The organism is Pseudomonas sp. WOUb67 (genome assembly GCF_050058005.1).
Classification (GTDB): Bacteria; Pseudomonadota; Gammaproteobacteria; order Pseudomonadales; family Pseudomonadaceae; genus Aquipseudomonas; species Aquipseudomonas putida_R.
This window is the reverse complement of sequence record NZ_CP170112.1, coordinates 2,557,595-2,574,491: the sequence shown is the minus strand read 5'-3', so window position 1 is coordinate 2,574,491 and position 16,897 is coordinate 2,557,595. Positions and strand designations below refer to the sequence as shown.

The 16,897-nt window shown below is 64.0% G+C and carries 18 protein-coding genes and 1 other RNA gene; 13 read left to right on the top strand and 6 right to left on the bottom strand.

Annotation, left to right across the window (positions count from 1 at the left end; translation table 11 throughout):
* The first annotated feature begins 3 nt into the window (after positions 1 to 3).
* The 10 genes from ABOC32_RS11735 to ABOC32_RS11690 all read left to right on the top strand — a co-directional run bounded on the left by ABOC32_RS11735 (position 4) and on the right by ABOC32_RS11690 (position 10,017).
* Complete coding sequence (locus ABOC32_RS11735; RefSeq protein ID WP_024718181.1) at positions 4 to 195, top strand: CcoQ/FixQ family Cbb3-type cytochrome c oxidase assembly chaperone; 192 nt, start codon at positions 4 to 6, stop codon at positions 193 to 195.
* Positions 192 to 1,172, top strand: a complete 981-nt coding sequence (gene ccoP, locus ABOC32_RS11730; protein WP_234226785.1) for a cytochrome-c oxidase, cbb3-type subunit III — start codon at positions 192 to 194, stop codon at positions 1,170 to 1,172. Before ABOC32_RS11735 ends, ccoP begins: the two co-directional genes overlap by 4 nt.
* Before the next feature lie 308 nt (positions 1,173 to 1,480).
* Entirely contained in the window at positions 1,481 to 2,896 is a 1,416-nt protein-coding gene (gene ccoG, locus ABOC32_RS11725) for a cytochrome c oxidase accessory protein CcoG (protein WP_086975088.1), read from the top strand.
* Positions 2,897 to 2,911: 15 nt separating this feature from the next.
* Positions 2,912 to 3,442 (top strand): FixH family protein, encoded by a 531-nt coding sequence (locus ABOC32_RS11720; RefSeq protein ID WP_043204365.1) that lies wholly within the window; start codon positions 2,912 to 2,914, stop codon positions 3,440 to 3,442.
* Between the two features lie 136 nt (positions 3,443 to 3,578).
* Positions 3,579 to 6,053 (top strand): heavy metal translocating P-type ATPase, encoded by a 2,475-nt coding sequence (locus tag ABOC32_RS11715; RefSeq protein WP_426811116.1) that lies wholly within the window; start codon positions 3,579 to 3,581, stop codon positions 6,051 to 6,053.
* Positions 6,032 to 6,247: a cbb3-type cytochrome oxidase assembly protein CcoS gene (ccoS, locus tag ABOC32_RS11710; protein ID WP_016498640.1), complete on the top strand. Its 216-nt coding sequence runs from the start codon at positions 6,032 to 6,034 to the stop codon at positions 6,245 to 6,247. Before ABOC32_RS11715 ends, ccoS begins: the two co-directional genes overlap by 22 nt.
* On the top strand, positions 6,240 to 6,923 hold the full coding sequence (locus tag ABOC32_RS11705) for a sulfite exporter TauE/SafE family protein (protein WP_426811115.1): 684 nt from the start codon (positions 6,240 to 6,242) through the stop codon (positions 6,921 to 6,923). The genes ccoS and ABOC32_RS11705 overlap by 8 nt, the downstream gene beginning before the upstream one ends.
* A gap of 186 nt (positions 6,924 to 7,109) precedes the next feature.
* Positions 7,110 to 8,492: an oxygen-independent coproporphyrinogen III oxidase gene (hemN, locus tag ABOC32_RS11700; protein ID WP_234226782.1), complete on the top strand. Its 1,383-nt coding sequence runs from the start codon at positions 7,110 to 7,112 to the stop codon at positions 8,490 to 8,492.
* 186 nt (positions 8,493 to 8,678) lie between these two features.
* Positions 8,679 to 9,413 carry a Crp/Fnr family transcriptional regulator FnrA gene (fnrA, locus tag ABOC32_RS11695; protein ID WP_012273416.1) on the top strand — a complete coding sequence of 245 codons (735 nt, stop codon included), beginning with the start codon at positions 8,679 to 8,681 and terminating at the stop codon, positions 9,411 to 9,413.
* 55 nt (positions 9,414 to 9,468) lie between these two features.
* The gene (locus ABOC32_RS11690; protein WP_016498637.1) at positions 9,469 to 10,017 is read left to right on the top strand and encodes an adenine phosphoribosyltransferase; all 549 of its coding nucleotides are present in this window, start codon (positions 9,469 to 9,471) and stop codon (positions 10,015 to 10,017) included.
* Positions 10,018 to 10,155: 138 nt separating this feature from the next.
* Here the strand turns inward: ABOC32_RS11690 and recR are convergent, their stop codons facing one another.
* From recR to dnaX, 3 genes are all read right to left on the bottom strand, one after another.
* Positions 10,156 to 10,758, bottom strand: a complete 603-nt coding sequence (recR, locus tag ABOC32_RS11685; RefSeq protein ID WP_426811114.1) for a recombination mediator RecR — start codon at positions 10,756 to 10,758, stop codon at positions 10,156 to 10,158.
* A gap of 306 nt (positions 10,759 to 11,064) precedes the next feature.
* Positions 11,065 to 11,400 carry a YbaB/EbfC family nucleoid-associated protein gene (locus ABOC32_RS11680; RefSeq protein ID WP_041167979.1) on the bottom strand — a complete coding sequence of 112 codons (336 nt, stop codon included), beginning with the start codon at positions 11,398 to 11,400 and terminating at the stop codon, positions 11,065 to 11,067.
* 64 nt (positions 11,401 to 11,464) lie between these two features.
* Positions 11,465 to 13,534: a DNA polymerase III subunit gamma/tau gene (dnaX, locus tag ABOC32_RS11675; RefSeq protein ID WP_426811113.1), complete on the bottom strand. Its 2,070-nt coding sequence runs from the start codon at positions 13,532 to 13,534 to the stop codon at positions 11,465 to 11,467.
* 124 nt (positions 13,535 to 13,658) lie between these two features.
* Here dnaX and ABOC32_RS11670 point away from each other — a divergent pair, with 124 nt between their 5' ends.
* Positions 13,659 to 14,423, top strand: a complete 765-nt coding sequence (locus ABOC32_RS11670; protein WP_426811112.1) for a substrate-binding periplasmic protein — start codon at positions 13,659 to 13,661, stop codon at positions 14,421 to 14,423.
* Positions 14,424 to 14,773: 350 nt separating this feature from the next.
* Here ABOC32_RS11670 and ABOC32_RS11665 read toward each other — a convergent pair whose 3' ends face one another.
* Positions 14,774 to 15,043 (bottom strand): hypothetical protein, encoded by a 270-nt coding sequence (locus ABOC32_RS11665; RefSeq protein WP_426811111.1) that lies wholly within the window; start codon positions 15,041 to 15,043, stop codon positions 14,774 to 14,776.
* A 384-nt stretch (positions 15,044 to 15,427) separates the two neighbouring features.
* Here ABOC32_RS11665 and ABOC32_RS11660 point away from each other — a divergent pair, with 384 nt between their 5' ends.
* Positions 15,428 to 15,607, top strand: coding sequence for a hypothetical protein (locus ABOC32_RS11660; RefSeq protein WP_426811110.1), 180 nt, complete (start codon positions 15,428 to 15,430; stop codon positions 15,605 to 15,607).
* Positions 15,608 to 15,611: 4 nt separating this feature from the next.
* Here ABOC32_RS11660 and ABOC32_RS11655 read toward each other — a convergent pair whose 3' ends face one another.
* Positions 15,612 to 16,100, bottom strand: coding sequence for a DUF2938 family protein (locus ABOC32_RS11655; protein WP_426811109.1), 489 nt, complete (start codon positions 16,098 to 16,100; stop codon positions 15,612 to 15,614).
* A gap of 82 nt (positions 16,101 to 16,182) precedes the next feature.
* On the opposite strand from ABOC32_RS11655, the gene ABOC32_RS11650 reads away from it, so the two are divergent.
* Positions 16,183 to 16,602: a helix-turn-helix domain-containing protein gene (locus ABOC32_RS11650; protein ID WP_426811108.1), complete on the top strand. Its 420-nt coding sequence runs from the start codon at positions 16,183 to 16,185 to the stop codon at positions 16,600 to 16,602.
* A gap of 28 nt (positions 16,603 to 16,630) precedes the next feature.
* On the opposite strand, the gene ffs is transcribed toward ABOC32_RS11650, so the two are convergent.
* Positions 16,631 to 16,727, bottom strand: an RNA gene (gene ffs / locus ABOC32_RS11645) — signal recognition particle sRNA small type.
* Positions 16,728 to 16,897 lie beyond the last annotated feature (170 nt).

Here is a 16,897-nt window from a genome sequence, read left to right as displayed (position 1 = left end):
CTGATGGATATCGGGATGATTCGCGGCCTGGGCACCGTCGTGGTGATGGTGGCCTTCGTGGGCCTGGCGCTGTGGGTGTTCAACCCACGGCGTAAAAAGGACTTCGACGAAGCGACCCAACTGCCCTTCGCGGATGACCCCGAGGCCACCCGGCACGTCGAGCAAGCAAAAGCTTCTGGGAGCAAAAAACAATGACAACCTTCTGGAGTCTGTACGTTACCGTCCTGACCCTGGGCACCATCTTCTCGTTGACCTGGCTGTTGCTGTCGACCCGCAAGGGCCAGCGCGAAGAGGTCACCGACGAAACCGTAGGGCATGCCTTCGATGGCATCGAGGAATACGACAACCCGCTGCCGAAATGGTGGTTCTGGCTGTTCGTCGGCACCATCATCTTCGCCCTCGGCTACCTGGTGCTGTACCCGGGCCTGGGTAACTGGAAAGGCATCCTGCCGGGCTACTCGTACCTGGACAACGACAAGCAGACCGAGTTTTCCAACGGCCAGCCGGGCTGGACCGGCGTGCACGAATGGGAAAAGGAGATGGCCAAGGCCGACGCCCGCTTCGGGCCGATCTTCGCCAAGTTCGCCGCCATGCCCATCGAGGACGTGGCCAAGGACCCTCAGGCGCTGAAGATGGGCGCGCGGCTGTTCGCCTCCAACTGCTCGGTGTGCCACGGTTCCGACGCCAAGGGTGCCTTCGGCTTCCCCAACCTGACCGACAACGACTGGCGTTGGGGCGGCGAGCCGGACACCATCAAGACCACCATCATGGGCGGCCGCCACGGCGTGATGCCGGCCTGGGCCGAGGTGATCGGTGATCAGGGCGTGGCCGACGTGGCTGCATTCATCGTCAGCAAGCTCGATGGCCGTACCCTGCCAGAGGGCGCGAAGGCCGATGCCGAGAATGGCCAGAAGATCTTCGCTGCCAACTGCGTGGCCTGCCACGGGCCGGAAGGCAAAGGTACCCCGGCCATGGGCGCACCGAACCTGACCCACCCGCAGGCGTTCATCTACGGTTCGAGCTTTGCCCAGTTGCAGCAGACCATTCGTTATGGTCGCCAAGGGCAGATGCCAGCCCAGGAACAGTTGCAGGGTAATGACAAGGTGCACTTGCTGGCGGCTTATGTTTATAGCCTGTCGCATCAGGACCAGGCACAGGCCAAGGCTGAGTAAGCAGGTCTGGCCCTATCGCCGGCAAGCCAGCTCCCACAAGTACAGCACAGGTCCAGAACCCTGTTGCGGACCTGTGGGAGCTGGCTTGCCGGCGATGAGGCCAGTAAATGCAACACCTGATGACCTGGATCAATTGACACCCGCCATAACACGATTCCTACCACAAACCCAACGCGACAAATGGTCGCAGTGCGACCCCGGGCCGCCATCAGCGGCGTATCATGGGTCGCAGAGCGCTAGCAGATTGCGCGAGACTGCGGCCGGCACGCACTGGCCGCGGCGTTTCTCCACTGCCGTGGGACTTGATGATGAGCAAGCAAATTCCGGTACATGATGTCACCCCGCCTGCCAGCAAAGGGAAGGATTCCGTCGACCTCTACGCCTCCCGGGAAAAAATCTACACCCGCGCCTTCACCGGCCTGTTCCGTCGCCTGCGCATGGTCGGCGGTGCAGTGCTGTTTCTGCTGTACTTCGGCACCGTGTGGCTGAACTGGGGCGGCCACCAGGCCGTGTGGTGGAACCTGCCCGAGCGCAAGTTCTACATCTTCGGCGCCACCATCTGGCCGCAGGACTTCATCCTGCTGTCGGGCATCCTGATCGTCGCCGCCTTCGGCCTGTTTTTCGTCACCGTGTACGCAGGCCGCGTATGGTGCGGCTACACCTGCCCGCAAAGCGTGTGGACGTGGATTTTCATGTGGTGCGAAAAGGTCACCGAAGGCGACCGCAACCAGCGCATGAAGCTCGACAAAGCCCCCATGAGCGGCAACAAGTTCCTGCGCAAGTTCGCCAAGCACAGCCTGTGGCTGCTGATCGGGTTTGTCACCGGCATGACCTTTGTCGGCTACTTCTCGCCCATCCGCGAACTGGTCATCGAATTCTTCACAGGCCAGGCCGATGGCTGGGCCTACTTCTGGGTCGGTTTCTTCACCCTCGCCACCTACGGCAACGCCGGCTGGTTGCGCGAGCAGGTGTGCGTGTACATGTGCCCCTATGCACGCTTCCAGAGCGTGATGTTCGACAAGGACACGCTGATCGTGTCCTACGACCCGCGCCGTGGCGAAACCCGCGGGCCACGCAAGAAGGATGCCGACTACAAGGCCCAAGGCCTGGGTGACTGCATCGACTGCACCATGTGCGTACAAGTCTGCCCCACCGGCATCGACATCCGTGACGGCCTGCAGATCGAGTGTATCGGCTGCGCCGCCTGCATCGACGCCTGCGACAGCATCATGGACAAGATGAACTACCCCAGAGGGCTGATCAGCTACACCACCGAGCACAATCTGTCCGGGCAGAAAACCCACATGCTGCGCCCACGCCTGATCGGCTATGCCGCGGTGCTGCTGGTGATGATGATTGGCTTGGCGACTGCCTTCGCCACCCGCTCGCTGGTCGGTTTCGATGTGAGCAAAGACCGCGTGCTGTACCGCGAGAACGCCCAGGGCCGGATCGAAAACGTGTACAGCCTGAAAGTGATGAACAAGGACCAGCGCGACCATGTCTACGTGCTGGACGCCGCCGGCCTGCCGGACCTCAAGCTCGAAGGCCAGCGCGAGATCCGCGTGGCTGCCGGTGATATCGTCAGCCTGCCCGTGCAGCTGTCCGTCGCCCCCGAGAAGCTGCCATCGACTACCAACGAAATCACCTTCACCCTCAAGAGCGCCGACGACAGCGACGCCCAGGTTGAAGCCAAGAGCCGCTTCATCGGCCCACAGATCCGCTAAGAGAGATAACGCACAATGCCTGCCGCCACCGCCGCCAGCCCCTGGTACAAGCACCTCTGGCCCTGGATCATCATCGGCATCCTCACCACCTCGGTGTGCCTGAGCCTGACCATGGTCAGCATCGCCGTGCGCAACCCGGACAACCTGGTGAACGACAACTACTACGAGGCCGGCAAAGGCATCAACCGCTCGCTGGACCGCGAACTGCTGGCGCAGCAACTGAGCCTGAAGGCCACCGTGCACCTGGACGAGCTGACGGGCGAAGTGGACCTGCGCCTGACCGGCAGCAGTGGCCCGCAGAACCTGGAGCTGAACCTGATTTCGCCCACCCAGCCGGAGAAGGACCGCAAGGTGCTGCTGAGCCGGGTCGACGCGGGGCGCTATGTGGGCCAGCTGGAGGACAAGGTCGACGGGCGGCGCTTTGTCGAGCTGCTGGGCAGTGAAGGGGGCCGGGTGTGGCGCTTGTTCGAAGAGGAAAAAGTGGAGCATGGTGTGACTTTGCAGCTGGGTGACGAAGCCCTGCAAGGTGCCGAGCACCAGCAGTAGCAACACCGCATATCCCTGTGGGAGCGGGCATGCCCGCGAATGCGATAGCTCAGGCGAAGGTGTTTTCAGGCCTGACGCATTCGCGGGCATGCCCGCTCCCACAAGGCTTCCTATCTGCCTGAGCAGTGCTTGCCTTATGACCCAGCCCACTCCCTGCTACCACTGCGCCCTGCCCGTCCCCGCCGGCAGCCACTTTACCGCCGTGGTCCTCGGCGAGCCCCGGCAGTTCTGCTGCCCCGGCTGCCAGGCGGTGGCCGAGTCGATCGTCGCCGGTGGCCTGGAGCACTACTACCAGCACCGCAGTGACAACAGCGCCAACCCCGAAGCCCTGCCCAGGCAGTTGCAGGACGAACTGGCCCTGTACGACCGCAGCGACGTGCAGCAAACCTTCGTCCGCCACCAGGGCGAGCTGGCCGAAACCACCCTGCTGGTCGAAGGCATCAGCTGCGCCGCCTGCGGTTGGCTGATCGAGAAGCACCTGCGCAACCTGCCCGGCGTCGCCGAGGCGCGCCTTAACCTGTCCAACCACCGCCTGCTGCTGAGCTGGAGCGACACGCAACTGCCGCTGTCACGCCTGCTCGCCGAATTGCGCCAGATCGGTTACGCCGCCCACCCCTACCAGCCCGACAAGGCCGCCGAGCAACTGGCCCAGGAGAACCGTAGCGCCCTGCGCCGCCTGGGCGTGGCCGGGCTGCTGTGGTTCCAGGCAATGATGGCGACCATGGCCACCTGGCCGGAATTCAACATCGACCTGTCACCTGAACTGCACACCATCCTGCGCTGGGTGGCACTGTTCCTGACCATCCCCATCGTGTTCTACAGCTGCGCGCCATTCTTCAAAGGCGCCGCGCGCGACCTGCGCACCCGCCACCTGACCATGGACGTTTCGGTGTCGCTGGCCATCGTCCTGGCTTTCGGCGCCGGCATCTGGACCGCCATCACCGGCAGCGGTGAGCTGTATTTCGACACCGTGGGCATGTTCGCGCTGTTCCTGCTGACCGGTCGCTACCTGGAGCGTCGCGCGCGCGAGCGCACCGCCGCGGCCACCGCGCAGCTGGTCAACCTGCTGCCCGCCTCGTGCCTGCGCCTGGACGCCCTTGGCCACAGCGAGCGCATTCTGCTCAGCGAACTGCACTGCGGTGACACCGTGCAGGTGCTGCCTGGCGCAGTGATCCCCGCTGACGGGCGTATCGTCGAAGGCCGCTCCAGCGTCGACGAGTCGCTGCTGACCGGCGAATACCTGCCGCAACCGCGCCGGGTTGGCGAGCGAGTCACCGGCGGCACGCTGAACGTCGAAAGCACCTTGCACGTGGAAGTCGAAGCCCTCGGCCACGATTCGCGGCTCTCGGCCATCGTCCGCCTGCTGGAGCGTGCCCAGACCGAAAAGCCGCGCCTGGCCGAAATCGCCGACCGGGCCTCGCAGTGGTTCCTGCTGTTCTCGCTGCTGGCTGCCGTGGCCATCGGCCTGTGGTGGTGGTACCTGGACCCTGCACGGGCGTTCTGGATCGTGCTGGCCATGCTGGTGGCCACCTGCCCTTGCGCGCTGTCCCTGGCCACGCCTACGGCACTGACTGCCGCCACCGGCACCCTGCACAAGCTGGGCCTGCTGGTCACCCGCGGTCATGTACTGGAAGGCCTGAACCAGATCGACACGGTGATTTTCGACAAGACCGGCACACTCACCGAGGGCCGCCTGACCTTGCGCAGCATCCGCCCGCTCGGCAGCCTGCCCGCTGACCGCTGCCTGGCCTTGGCCGCCGCCCTGGAAAACCGCTCCGAACACCCCATCGCCCGCGCTTTCGGCCGTACCGCCATACCCGCCGACGATGTGCAGACCGTGCCAGGCCTGGGCCTGGAAGGACTGGTCGACGGCCAACGCCTGCGTATCGGCCAGGCCACCTTCGTCTGCGCCCTGAGCGGTGCGGAAATCCCCGGCGTGCCGGAGCCCCGCGGCCAGTGGCTGCTGCTGGGTGACCGCCAGGGGCCGCTGGCCTGGTTTGGCCTGGACGACCGCCTGCGCGACGACGCCCCGGCCCTGCTCGCCGCCTGCAAGGCCCGAGGCTGGCGCACGCTGCTGCTGTCGGGCGACAGCTCGCCGATGGTTGCCGAAGTGGCTGCGCAACTGGGCATCGACCAGGCCATTGGCGGCCTGCGCCCGGACGACAAGCTGGACCGGCTGAAGGCGCTGCAGGCAGCCGGGCGCAAGGTGCTGATGCTCGGCGACGGGGTCAACGACGTGCCGGTGCTGGCCGCCGCCGACATCAGCATTGCCATGGGCAGCGCCACCGACCTTGCCAAGACCAGCGCCGATGCCGTGCTGCTGTCCAATCGCCTGCAGGCACTGGTGCAGGCCTTCGACCTGGCCCGCCGCACCCGCCGCATTATCCTCGAGAACCTGCTGTGGGCCTCGCTGTATAATGGCCTGATGTTGCCGTTTGCCGCGCTCGGCTGGATCACCCCGGTGTGGGCAGCTATCGGCATGTCGGTCAGCTCGCTGATCGTCGTGCTCAATGCCCTGCGCCTGACCCGCATGCCGCTGGCATCGGGCCTGCCGAAAACCGAAGCACCCCTGCCCGGGAGGAAGTCGCCATGCCCGCCCTCTATGTCATGATCCCCGCAGCCCTGCTGCTGGTCGGCGTGGCCGTGTACATCTTCTTCTGGGCGGTGGACAGCGGCCAGTACGACGACCTCGAAGGCCCCGCCCACAGCATCCTGTTCGACGACCAGGACCCGCGCCACCAGGCTGCGGTGAAGCCTGACGACACCCCGGCCGACGCCGACAAGGAACCACCACCTCGTGCCTGACCTGCTTCCCCTGCTGGGCTCGGCACTGGTCCTTGGCCTGCTTGGCGGCGGCCACTGCCTGGGCATGTGCGGCGGCCTGATGGGCGCGCTGACCCTCGCCATACCGCCAGAACAGCGTGGCCGGCGCTTGCGCCTGCTGCTGGCGTACAACCTTGGGCGCATTCTCAGCTATGCCAGCGCCGGCCTGTTGCTGGGCATGGCCGGCTGGGCCGTGGCCAGCAGCCCGGCGGCATTGGCACTGAGGGTGGTGGCAGCGCTGCTGTTGATCGCCATGGGGCTGTACCTGGCGGGTTGGTGGAGCGGCCTGACCCGTATCGAAGCCCTGGGGCGCGGGCTGTGGCGGCATATCCAGCCGGTGGCGTCGCGCTTGCTGCCGGTGGCCAGCCTGCCCCGGGCATTGCTGCTGGGCGCCCTGTGGGGCTGGCTGCCGTGCGGGTTGGTGTACAGCACCCTGTTGTGGGCGGCCAGCCAGGGCAACGCCGGGTACAGCGCGGCGTTGATGCTCGCGTTCGGGCTGGGGACCTGGCCGGTGCTGCTGGCCACCGGGCTGGCGGCTGAACGGGTGAATGCCTTGTTGAGGCGGCGCAGCGTGCGAGTGGCTGGCGGGGTGATGGTGATGCTGTTTGGGGTGTGGACCCTGCCCGGGCCGCACCAGCACTGGTTGATGGGGCACTGACGGGGGCCGCTCTGCGGCCCTTCGCGGGCATGCCCGCTCCCACAGGATGGCGCGTGCTGATGTGGGAGCGGGCATGCCCGCGAAGGGCTGCAAAGCAGCCCCAGTGCCCTTGATGCAAATCAACACCGATTCCTACAGACAGCCATAGACTCCGGAACACTGCTGCTCTTTCCGGGGACCGCCCTCATGCTCGACGACCTTCGTTGGGATACCGACCTGATCCGCCGCTACGATCTGGCCGGGCCACGCTACACCTCTTACCCGACCGCCGTGCAACTGCACAGCGAGGTGGGCTCGTTCGACCTGCTCCACGCCCTGCGCGAGAGCCGTCGAGCCGTGCGCCCGCTGTCGCTGTACGTGCACGTGCCGTTCTGCGCCAACATCTGCTACTACTGCGCCTGCAACAAGGTCATCACCAAGGACCGCGCCCGCGCCGCGCCGTACCTGCAGCGCCTGGAGCAGGAAATCCAGCTGATCGCCTGCCACCTGGGCCCCAAGCAACGGGTTGAACAGCTGCATTTCGGCGGCGGCACGCCGACCTTCCTCAGCCATGTGGAACTGCGCCAGCTGATGGCCACCCTGCGCCAGCACTTCCACCTGCTGGACGACGACTCTGGCGACTACGGCATCGAGATCGACCCCCGCGAGGCTGACTGGTCGACCATGGGCCTGCTCCGCGAACTGGGTTTCAACCGCGTCAGCCTGGGTGTGCAGGACCTCGACCCGGCCGTGCAGCGCGCGGTCAACCGCCTGCAAAGCCTGGAACAAACCCGCACACTGATCGAGGCTGCGCGCACCCTGCAGTTCCGCTCGGTCAACCTGGACCTGATCTACGGCCTGCCCAAGCAAACCCCGGAAGGCTTTGCGCGCACCGTCGAAGAAGTGATCCGCCTGCAGCCCGACCGCCTGTCGGTGTTCAACTACGCCCACCTGCCCGAGCGCTTCATGCCCCAGCGGCGCATCGACAACAACGACCTGCCCAGCCCGGCCGCCAAGCTGGAGATGCTGCACGCCACCATCGACCAGTTGACCGCCGCCGGCTACCGCTACATCGGCATGGACCACTTCGCCCTGCCCGACGACGAACTGGCCGTCGCCCAGGAAGAAGGCACCCTGCAGCGCAACTTCCAGGGCTACACCACGCACGGGCACTGCGACCTGATTGGCCTGGGGGTGTCGGCCATCAGCCAGATCGGCGACCTGTACTGCCAGAACAGCAGTGACCTCAACACCTACCAGGAAAGCCTGTCCAACGCCCAACTGGCCACCCAACGCGGCCTGCTGTGCAACCACGACGACCGCGTGCGCCGGGCCGTGATCCAGCAGCTGATCTGCCATTTCGAGCTGGACTTCGAACCGATCGAACAGGCGTTCACCCTTGATTTTCGCGGCTACTTCAACGACCTCTGGCCAGAGCTGCTGACCTTGCAGCGCGACGGCCTGATCAGCCTGGACGACAAGGGCATCCGCATCCTGCCGGCTGGCCGCCTGCTGGCGCGTTCGGTGTGCATGGTGTTCGACGCCTACCTGGCGATGCACAACCGCCAGCGTTTCTCGCGGGTTATCTGAAAACCGAGTCGTTCAACCGCATGGACAAGCCTCCTTGCCAGGCACAATATGGGCACACAAGGACTCCCGGCAGGCCACCTGCCGGGGTTTCGCCAGGGCGCACCAAAAACGCGCACGCTGGCCTACACCCTATGTCGTGGGTTACCCTTACGACTTATGTGTGCTTTCCCACAAGGATCGATTCAAATGTCCGAGCCAGTCAAACTGCGCCCACACAACCAGGCCCATTGCAAGGATTGCAGCCTGGCCCCCCTGTGCCTGCCTCTTTCACTCAACCTGGAAGACATGGATGCACTGGATGAAATCGTCAAGCGCGGCCGGCCGTTGAAAAAAGGCGAGTTCCTGTTCCGCCAGGGTGACAATTTCGGCTCGGTCTATGCCGTACGTTCCGGTGCCCTGAAAACCTTCAGCCTCAGCGACAGCGGCGAAGAGCAGATTACCGGCTTCCACCTGCCCAGCGAGCTGGTCGGCCTGTCGGGCATGGACACCGAAGCTTACCCGGTGTCGGCCCAGGCCCAGGAAACCACCTCGGTGTGCGAAATCCCCTTCGAGCGGCTTGACGAGCTGTCGGTGCAACTGCCGCAGCTACGTCGCCAGCTGATGCGGGTGATGAGCCGGGAAATCCGCGACGACCAGCAAATGATGCTGCTGCTGTCGAAAAAAACCGCCGACGAGCGCATTGCCACCTTCCTGGTCAACCTGTCGGCGCGCTTCCGCGCCCGCGGTTATTCGGCCAACCAGTTCCGCCTGAGCATGTCGCGCAACGAAATCGGCAACTACCTGGGCCTGGCGGTGGAAACCGTGTCGCGGGTGTTCACCCGCTTCCAGCAGAACGGCCTGCTGCGCGCCGAAGGCAAGGAAGTGCACATCCTTGACCCGATCCAGCTGTGCGCGCTGGCCGGTGGCGCAATCGAAGCCTGAGGGCTGCGTTTAGCGGGTATACTTGGGCATTCGTTTTCCCAGGATACCCGCACCAATGCACAGCGACGCCTTCGACCTCAAAGCCCTGATCCGCCCGGTAGTGGACTTCCCCAAACCGGGTGTGATCTTTCGCGACATCACCCCGCTGTTCCAATCGCCGCGCGGGCTGCGCTATGTGGCCGACCAGTTCATCGAGCGCTATGTCGAGGCTGAGTTCAGCCACATTGGTGCCATGGACGCGCGGGGCTTTTTGATTGGTTCGATCATCGCCCACCAGCTGAACAAGCCGCTGATCCTGTTCCGCAAGCAGGGCAAGCTGCCGGCTGACGTGCTGAGCGAGGGTTACCAGACCGAATACGGCGAAGCCTTCCTGGAAGTGCATGCCGACAGCCTGTGCGAAGGCGATTCGGTGCTGATCTTCGATGACCTGATTGCCACGGGCGGTACGCTGCTGGCGGCGGCCAACCTGGTGCGCCGCACCGGGGCACAAGTGTTCGAGGCGGCGGCGATCATTGACCTGCCGGAACTGGACGGGTCGCGCCGGCTGCAGGCCGCGGGTGTGCCAACCTTCTGCCTGACCGAGTTTACCCTCAGCGAATACTGAGTATTCAGGGGGCGCTTTGCGCCCCAATCGCCGGCAAGCCAGCTCCCACAGGTACAGCGCTGCCTTCAGGCCTGACGTGATTCTGTGGGAGCTGGCTTGCCGGCGATTGGGCTGCAAAGCAGCCCCGGCAATTTCGAGTCAGAGCGAAATAGGCCGGCGCCCTGCAATGGCATGGGCCAAGGTCCCGCCATCCACCATCTCCAGCTCGCCGCCCAGCGGCACGCCATGGGCAATCCGCGACGCCATCAAGCCCTTCTCGCTCAGCAACTGCGCGATGTAATGCGCCGTCGCCTCCCCTTCCACCGTCGGGTTGGTCGCCAGTATCACCTCGGTGAAGGTGCCCTGCTCCTCGATGCGCGTCATCAGCTGCGGAATGCCGATTGCCTCCGGGCCCAGGCCGTCCAGCGGCGACAGGTGGCCCTTGAGCACGAAGTAACGGCCACGGTAGCCGGTCTGCTCCACCGCATACACATCGGTCGGCCCCTCGACCACGCACAGCTGGGTATCGTCACGGCGCGGGTCTGCGCATTGCGGGCACAGCTCCTGCTCGGTCAGGGTACGGCACTGGCGGCAATGGCCAACCCCTTCCATGGCCTGGGTCAGGGCCTGTGCCAGGCGCAGGCCGCCGCTGCGGTCACGCTCCAGCAGTTGCAGGGCCATGCGCTGGGCGGTTTTCTGGCCGACACCTGGCAGAATGCGCAGGCCGTCGATCAGTTGGCGGATGAGAGGGCTGAAGCTCATGGGGATGGCCTGACAAATCAATAAGAGGCGGTTTATACCCAGCGGGGGCAGTGGCGTCAAATCACATCACCCAAAGCGTGCACGGTCCCTGTGGGAGCGGGCATACCCGCGAAAAATCCTGCGCGGTGGATGGCACCGGCTTCGCCGGTGTTCGCGGGCGCGCCCGCTCCCACAGTGATCGCGCAAACGCTTAGATTTTGAACAAGACAGCTGCCCCCACATAAAGAGCAGACAGCAGCTGGGCTGAAATCTGGGCAAAAAAAACCGCCGCTGATGTCAGCGGCGGTTCTGGGTATCGCAATGCCCTTAGAATGGCATCTTGAAGCCCGGCGGCAGTTGCATGCCGGCGGTCATGCCGCCCATCTTGTCCTGGCTGCTCTGCTCGATCTTGCGCACGGCATCGTTCAGCGCGGCGGCGATCAGGTCTTCCAGCACTTCCTTGTCGTCCTCGTCGGTCGACATCAGGCTTTGGTCGATGCTGACGCGCTTGACGTCGTGACGACCGGTCATCACCACGCTCACCAGGCCGCCACCAGACTGGCCGGTGACTTCGGCGTTGGCCAGCTCTTCCTGCATTTTCTGCATTTTTTCCTGCATCTGCTGGGCCTGCTTCATCAGGCCGGCCATGCCACCTTTCATCATGGGGGTATACCTCGATTGGGTCATGTGATGCGGCCCGGCGCTGGGCCAGCCGCATGGTTATCCGTTACTGGCCCTGTTTGGCCAGGGCCTCTACAGGCTCAATAGTATCCTGCCGCACCTTGGCACCGAACAACTTGATCATCTGCTGGATCAACGGATCCTGCTCGATCGAGGTGACCGCGTCCTGCTGGCGCTCTGCACGCTTGCGCGACGCCGCCTGGGCCGGGGTTTCCTGCTCGGGCAGGATCAGCTCGATACGCAGGTTCAGCGTTCGCCCCAGGTGCTGGTTGAGCGCATCGTTCAGCCGCCGCTGCTGGGTAGTGTTGAACAGCGCGCCCTGGCCAGGGTCCAGGTGCAGCAGCCAATCGTCGCCATCGGCGGCAATCAGCGTACAGTTTGCCGCGATGTTGCCTGTCATCCCGGACACAGGCAACTGTGGGAATAATTCCAGCCATTGCAGGGCCAGCCCGGTGGCCGGCTTGGCTGCCGGCAGCGGTTCGGCAGCCGGTTTGGACACGTCTTCCTGGACATGTTCGGCCAACTCGTCCAGGTAGCTGAAACCGACCGGGTCGCTTTCACCGCCGTAATAGTCTTCGTCCAGCGGCGGCTCATCGTCGCGGTCCATGCCAACATCGGCGTAGGCGGATGGGTCGAAGGGCGGCGCGTCGTGGTGCGCCGGGGCAGCCTGTGGGGCTGGAGCAACCGGCACAGGCGCTGGGGCCGGCGCGGGCTCTGGCTCGGCCACGGCAGGCGCTGCTGCGGGCTCTTCCCATGGCAGGTCGATTACCGGGGCAGCGGGCTCTGGCTCTGGCTGGATTACAGGGGCAGGCTCAGGCTCAACAGCCACAACTGGCTCAGCTACAGGCCGGGGTGGTGGCTCGACCGGCGCAGGTGCCTGAGCCTGTGGCGTGGCAGCCACTGCAGCAGGCTCCACCACAGGCGCTGATGGCGCCATGGCAACCGCTGGCGCTGCCACCGCTGTTGCAGGATCAGCTGTGGCCTGGCTGATCCCCACTGGCTTTAGCACCGGTTTCGGCGCGTCGTCGGTATCGGCCGGGCGGAACGCCAGCATGCGCAGCAGGACCATCTCGAAGCCACCACGCGGGTCCGGGGCCAACGGCAGGTCTCGGCGGCCGATCAAGCCCATCTGGTAATAGAACTGCACGTCCTCGGCCGGCAATGCCGAAGCCAGCGCCAGCACGCGCTCGCGGTCGCCCTGGCCGTTGTCCACCGCTTCCGGCAGCGCCTGGGCAATGGCCACACGGTGCAGCACGTTAAGCATCTCGGCCAGCACGCCAGCCCAGTCCGGGCCCTGCTCGGCCAGGTTGCGCACGGCCTCCAGCAATGCCCGGGCATCGCCTTCGAGCAACGCCTGCAACACGCCGTAGACCTGGCCGTGATCAAGGCTGCCAAGCATGGCCCGCACATCCGCGGCCAGCACCTTGCCTTCGCCAAAGGCGATGGCCTGATCGGTAAGGCTCATGGCGTCACGCATCGAGCCATCGGCCGCGCGGCCCAGCAGCCACAGGGCATCCGGCTCGAACGGTACGTTTTCGGCCGCCAGTACGTGGCTGAGGTGTTCCACCACCCGCTCCGGGCTCATGTTCTTCAGCGAGAACTGCAGGCAGCGCGACAGGATGGTGGCCGGCAGCTTCTGCGGGTCGGTGGTGGCGAGGATGAACTTGACATAGGGCGGCGGCTCTTCCAGCGTCTTGAGCAAGGCGTTGAACGAGTGGGTCGAGAGCATGTGCACTTCGTCGATCAGGTAGACCTTGAAGCGCCCACGGCTCGGGGCGTACTGCACGTTGTCCAGCAGTTCGCGGGTGTCCTCGACCTTGGTGCGGCTGGCGGCGTCGATCTCGATCAGGTCGACGAAGCGGCCTTCGTCGATTTCACGGCACACCGAACAGGTGCCGCACGGCGTCGAGGTGATGCCGGTCTCGCAGTTCAGGCACTTGGCGATAATACGGGCGATGGTCGTCTTGCCCACGCCCCGGGTACCGGTGAACAGGTAGGCATGGTGCAGGCGCTGATTGTCCAAGGCATTGATCAAGGCCTTCAGCACATGGGCCTGGCCGACCATTTCGCGGAACGAGCGCGGACGCCATTTACGTGCAAGAACCTGATAACTCATCGAAAAACCATCGTAGCCTGATAGAGCGGAAGATCGCTAATGCTAGCGGAGCGGGGGCAAAATTGCACCCTGCGCGAGTCGTCTACGCTTTGAGGCAGGCGCGGTGTTCAGGGAGGATACGCCTTTGCGAAGATTGCTGGCCCTGCTATTGCTCTGCAGCGCCCATAGCCTGGCTGAACAGCCGGTGCTGCGCTTTTCCGTGGCGGAGAGCTGGGGCATGCCACTGGTGCGCCTGGAAGGCGACCAGCCGGTAGAGGGGTTGCTGTATGACCTGATGCAGGCGCTGGCCAAGGAAGTGGGCGCACGCCCCCAGTACCACGTCATGGCCCGCCTGCGCCTGGAAGAGGCCATGAACAGCGGTGATATCGATGTGCGCTGCTATGTCAGTACCCGCTGGCTGAACGACCGGCCGGGGGATTTTGTGTGGAGCATTCCGCTGATTCACCAGCGTGACGTGCTGGTTGGCCGCGTGAGCGACAGCACCCCTATGCCCCCGGAGCAACTGCCGCCCCAGCCTATCGGCACGGTGCTGGGCTACACCTACTCAACCCTGCAGCCGCTACTGGACCAGGGCCGGTTGCACCGGGAGGACAGCCGCAGCCAGTTGCTGGTGCTGCAAAAGCTGCAGGCCGGACGGTACCGGCATGCGGTGAGCAACCAGCTGTCGTTGCAGTGGTTCAACCAGGGTTTGCCCGCTGAGCAGCAATTGCAAGCGCTGGCGGTGCTGGAGGAGCAGGACCTGGGGTGCATGGTGCGCAACGACCCGGCGATACCGACACAAGGGCTGTTGCGGGCGCTGGTAAGAATGAAGCAGTCGGGGGAGATCGAGCGGATCTTGCAGCGGTATGGGGGGGCGGGGTTTTCAGGGGTTTCAGTGGCTCGACCTTGATCTGGGGAGGGCTGACGGGTGTACGCCGATGGTTTTTTATTGCCTGTGAGACCGAGCGCCGCCCGCGCGGCGCATCGCGAGCTGCGCTCGCTCCTACGTCTGTTTCAGGCCAATTATTCCTATGGGATTTGCGCGCGAACGCCTTGGCGCATGGCGTGATATCGCGTCGTACCAACAAGGCGGTCGCGCGCCTCTGGCACAGGCTTTACTGGCCCGAAACAGACGTAGGAGCGAGCGCAGCTCGCGATGCGCCGCGCGGGCGGCGCTAGATCTCACAGGCGCCAAAGAACGCAAGCCAAGCACCCGGCAGCCATCACGCGATTACACGGCAACGCTCAGCATCCGTAATGTCAACGCCGCTCAACCGCCAATGCCACAGCATCCGCCTGCCCCCAAGCGATCTGCATGGCCCGCAGCCCATGCTCCAATAACTGCCTGGTTTCTTCGTCATGAATGCGCTCAAGCGCCCGGCGGCTGTCGCTGTAGGCGAACATCAAGTAGTGGGAAACATTCATCAGCGCGAACTCCATCGGGACGATGCCTTCGCTGATGGCGCGGGAAAGGGATTTGCCTTGGGGAAGATCGAAGACGTGGGGTGGATCGGGGACCAGCTTTTTCATGAATTCACCATACCGGGCTGAGGACACCCTTTCGCTTCCACACGTAGGGTGACAGTTGTACGCGGGGTGGAAGACCAGGGGCACGGCAAACCCGGCAGGCCCGAAGGCCTCCCACGCACAACTGTCATGACGACAGCCGCCACACCCCAGGCTTCCACACCCGATCGCTGAACTGACAGCGACCGCAAAAGCCTAGTGGGCGGGGTTTCCCGGGACAATCAGACGGGAGTCGACGGAGATCGTAGGATAATTCGCTGCACTTATATGGGCCGTAGGAGTTTTCTCAGGCTGATGTCAGATCCATCTAAAAACACACCATGCCTGCGATTGCCAAGGTTAATGCAGGCATCATTCCCCTAGTCATCCACCCGCAAGGAATCGCAAATGCGCCGCACCACCCAAGCACCCTCCGAGAACATGCAGAGCGAAGCCGAGATACTCGACGAGGAATTGCGCAAACTCAGAGCATCTTCACCCTGGACGGGCGTTCTCCTTTTCTACCTCGGGGCAGCATCTACAGCGGTAATGCTGATAGCAGGGATATTGATTGCACGCTGGCTCTGACCGCTCACACCAAAGCCAGCAACCCCGCACCCAAGAACAACCCCACCCCAAACACAAAATGCGTAACCAGGCTCTTCAGGCAGTTACGCGCAGGCGTCGGAGTTCTGGACGCAAAGAACCCCGCCCCCATCACCGGCTGCATGAAGCACAGCGGCGCCACGACCGTAGCTACGCCAACAACTACTGCAGGCAGCAAAGTAGGCGCCAGCAACCAACCCTCCCCTACGACCGCAACCAGCAGCATCGCGAACAGCACGCCGATGGCGTAATGAATCCCCCATCCCCACGCCAGCTCATTTCGTACCGGTTCGGCCTTGGCAATCGCTTGATGCCGTACACGCCCGTTGAGCAAATGCCCCGCCCAACGCCCAACCATGGCGAAGTTCAGTGTGGCGACACCCAGCCGCCTCAGCAGCAACCCCCACAGGTCCATCACCACAGTGGCACCGATGCCAATCGGCAATGCAGCTAAAAGAATCGCAGTAAACGTCATTGAACAAGCCCTCGCAGATTGACGGTGATCACCATGCCGCGCAGCATAGAAGTTAAAGTCAACTTCAAGTCAAGGGCCCGAAATGGACATTGCCGACGTCGCCAAACGCACAGGCGTACCCGCATCGACACTGCGTTACTACGAAAAGAAAGGCTTGCTCAAGTCACTCGCCGGCCGCGGCCAACGGCGGCAGTTTGCAGCCGATGTGACGGACAGGCTGGCATTGATCGCCCTGGGGCAAGCTGCTGGGTTTTCACTGGATGAAGTGGGGGCGATGCTGGTGGACCTGCAGGTGAACCGGCAAATGCTGATCGCCAAGGCGGATGAACTGGATGCGCGGATCAAGCGGTTGCAGGCGATGAGCAAGGGGTTACGGCATGCGGCGCAGTGCCCGGAGAATGATCATCTGGCATGCCCGAAATTCCAAAGGCTGATGAAACTTTCTGCGGCAGGGGCGCTGAACAATAAGCAGGAAAGAACGAAGGCGTTCGCTGCAGATTAAGGTTTTCTGACCCCGGAAATGGAGGCGGCCCCACCAGCCACACCCCGGCACTCGATGTTCCCGCTATGGCTGCTCCCTTCCGGGCCTGACCAGGTTAACGGGTAATCAATGCGGGGGGACCGATGGGGCCACCACTACATGCCTCGCTGAGCAGCGAGTGGCGCCATTGTACCGGTCTTGGGGGCAGATACAACCTCTGAGGGAGAAAAAGTCATCATTTCTCAATGACTTGTCAGGGGTGAGGTGGCCTGGGCTGGCCTCTTCGCGGGTAAACCCGCTCCCACAGGGGTAGCGC

Excerpts from the sequence above, each read along its gene's own strand:
- ccoS (WP_016498640.1), top strand. The coding sequence starts at position 6,032 with ATGCCCGCCCTCTATGTCATGATCCCCGCAGCCCTGCTGCTGGTCGGC.
- ABOC32_RS11660 (WP_426811110.1), top strand. The coding sequence starts at position 15,428 with ATGCGCCGCACCACCCAAGCACCCTCCGAGAACATGCAGAGCGAAGCC.
- recR (WP_426811114.1), bottom strand. The coding sequence starts at position 10,758 with ATGAGCTTCAGCCCTCTCATCCGCCAACTGATCGACGGCCTGCGCATT.
- ABOC32_RS11715 (WP_426811116.1), top strand. The coding sequence starts at position 3,579 with ATGACCCAGCCCACTCCCTGCTACCACTGCGCCCTGCCCGTCCCCGCC.
- ABOC32_RS11650 (WP_426811108.1), top strand. The coding sequence starts at position 16,183 with ATGGACATTGCCGACGTCGCCAAACGCACAGGCGTACCCGCATCGACA.
- ABOC32_RS11720 (WP_043204365.1), top strand. The coding sequence starts at position 2,912 with ATGCCTGCCGCCACCGCCGCCAGCCCCTGGTACAAGCACCTCTGGCCC.
- ABOC32_RS11735 (WP_024718181.1), top strand. The coding sequence starts at position 4 with ATGGATATCGGGATGATTCGCGGCCTGGGCACCGTCGTGGTGATGGTG.
- ABOC32_RS11665 (WP_426811111.1), bottom strand. The coding sequence starts at position 15,043 with ATGAAAAAGCTGGTCCCCGATCCACCCCACGTCTTCGATCTTCCCCAA.
- ccoG (WP_086975088.1), top strand. The coding sequence starts at position 1,481 with ATGAGCAAGCAAATTCCGGTACATGATGTCACCCCGCCTGCCAGCAAA.
- ABOC32_RS11680 (WP_041167979.1), bottom strand. The coding sequence starts at position 11,400 with ATGATGAAAGGTGGCATGGCCGGCCTGATGAAGCAGGCCCAGCAGATG.
- ABOC32_RS11690 (WP_016498637.1), top strand. The coding sequence starts at position 9,469 with ATGCACAGCGACGCCTTCGACCTCAAAGCCCTGATCCGCCCGGTAGTG.
- hemN (WP_234226782.1), top strand. The coding sequence starts at position 7,110 with ATGCTCGACGACCTTCGTTGGGATACCGACCTGATCCGCCGCTACGAT.
- dnaX (WP_426811113.1), bottom strand. The coding sequence starts at position 13,534 with ATGAGTTATCAGGTTCTTGCACGTAAATGGCGTCCGCGCTCGTTCCGC.
- ABOC32_RS11655 (WP_426811109.1), bottom strand. The coding sequence starts at position 16,100 with ATGACGTTTACTGCGATTCTTTTAGCTGCATTGCCGATTGGCATCGGT.
- ccoP (WP_234226785.1), top strand. The coding sequence starts at position 192 with ATGACAACCTTCTGGAGTCTGTACGTTACCGTCCTGACCCTGGGCACC.
- fnrA (WP_012273416.1), top strand. The coding sequence starts at position 8,679 with ATGTCCGAGCCAGTCAAACTGCGCCCACACAACCAGGCCCATTGCAAG.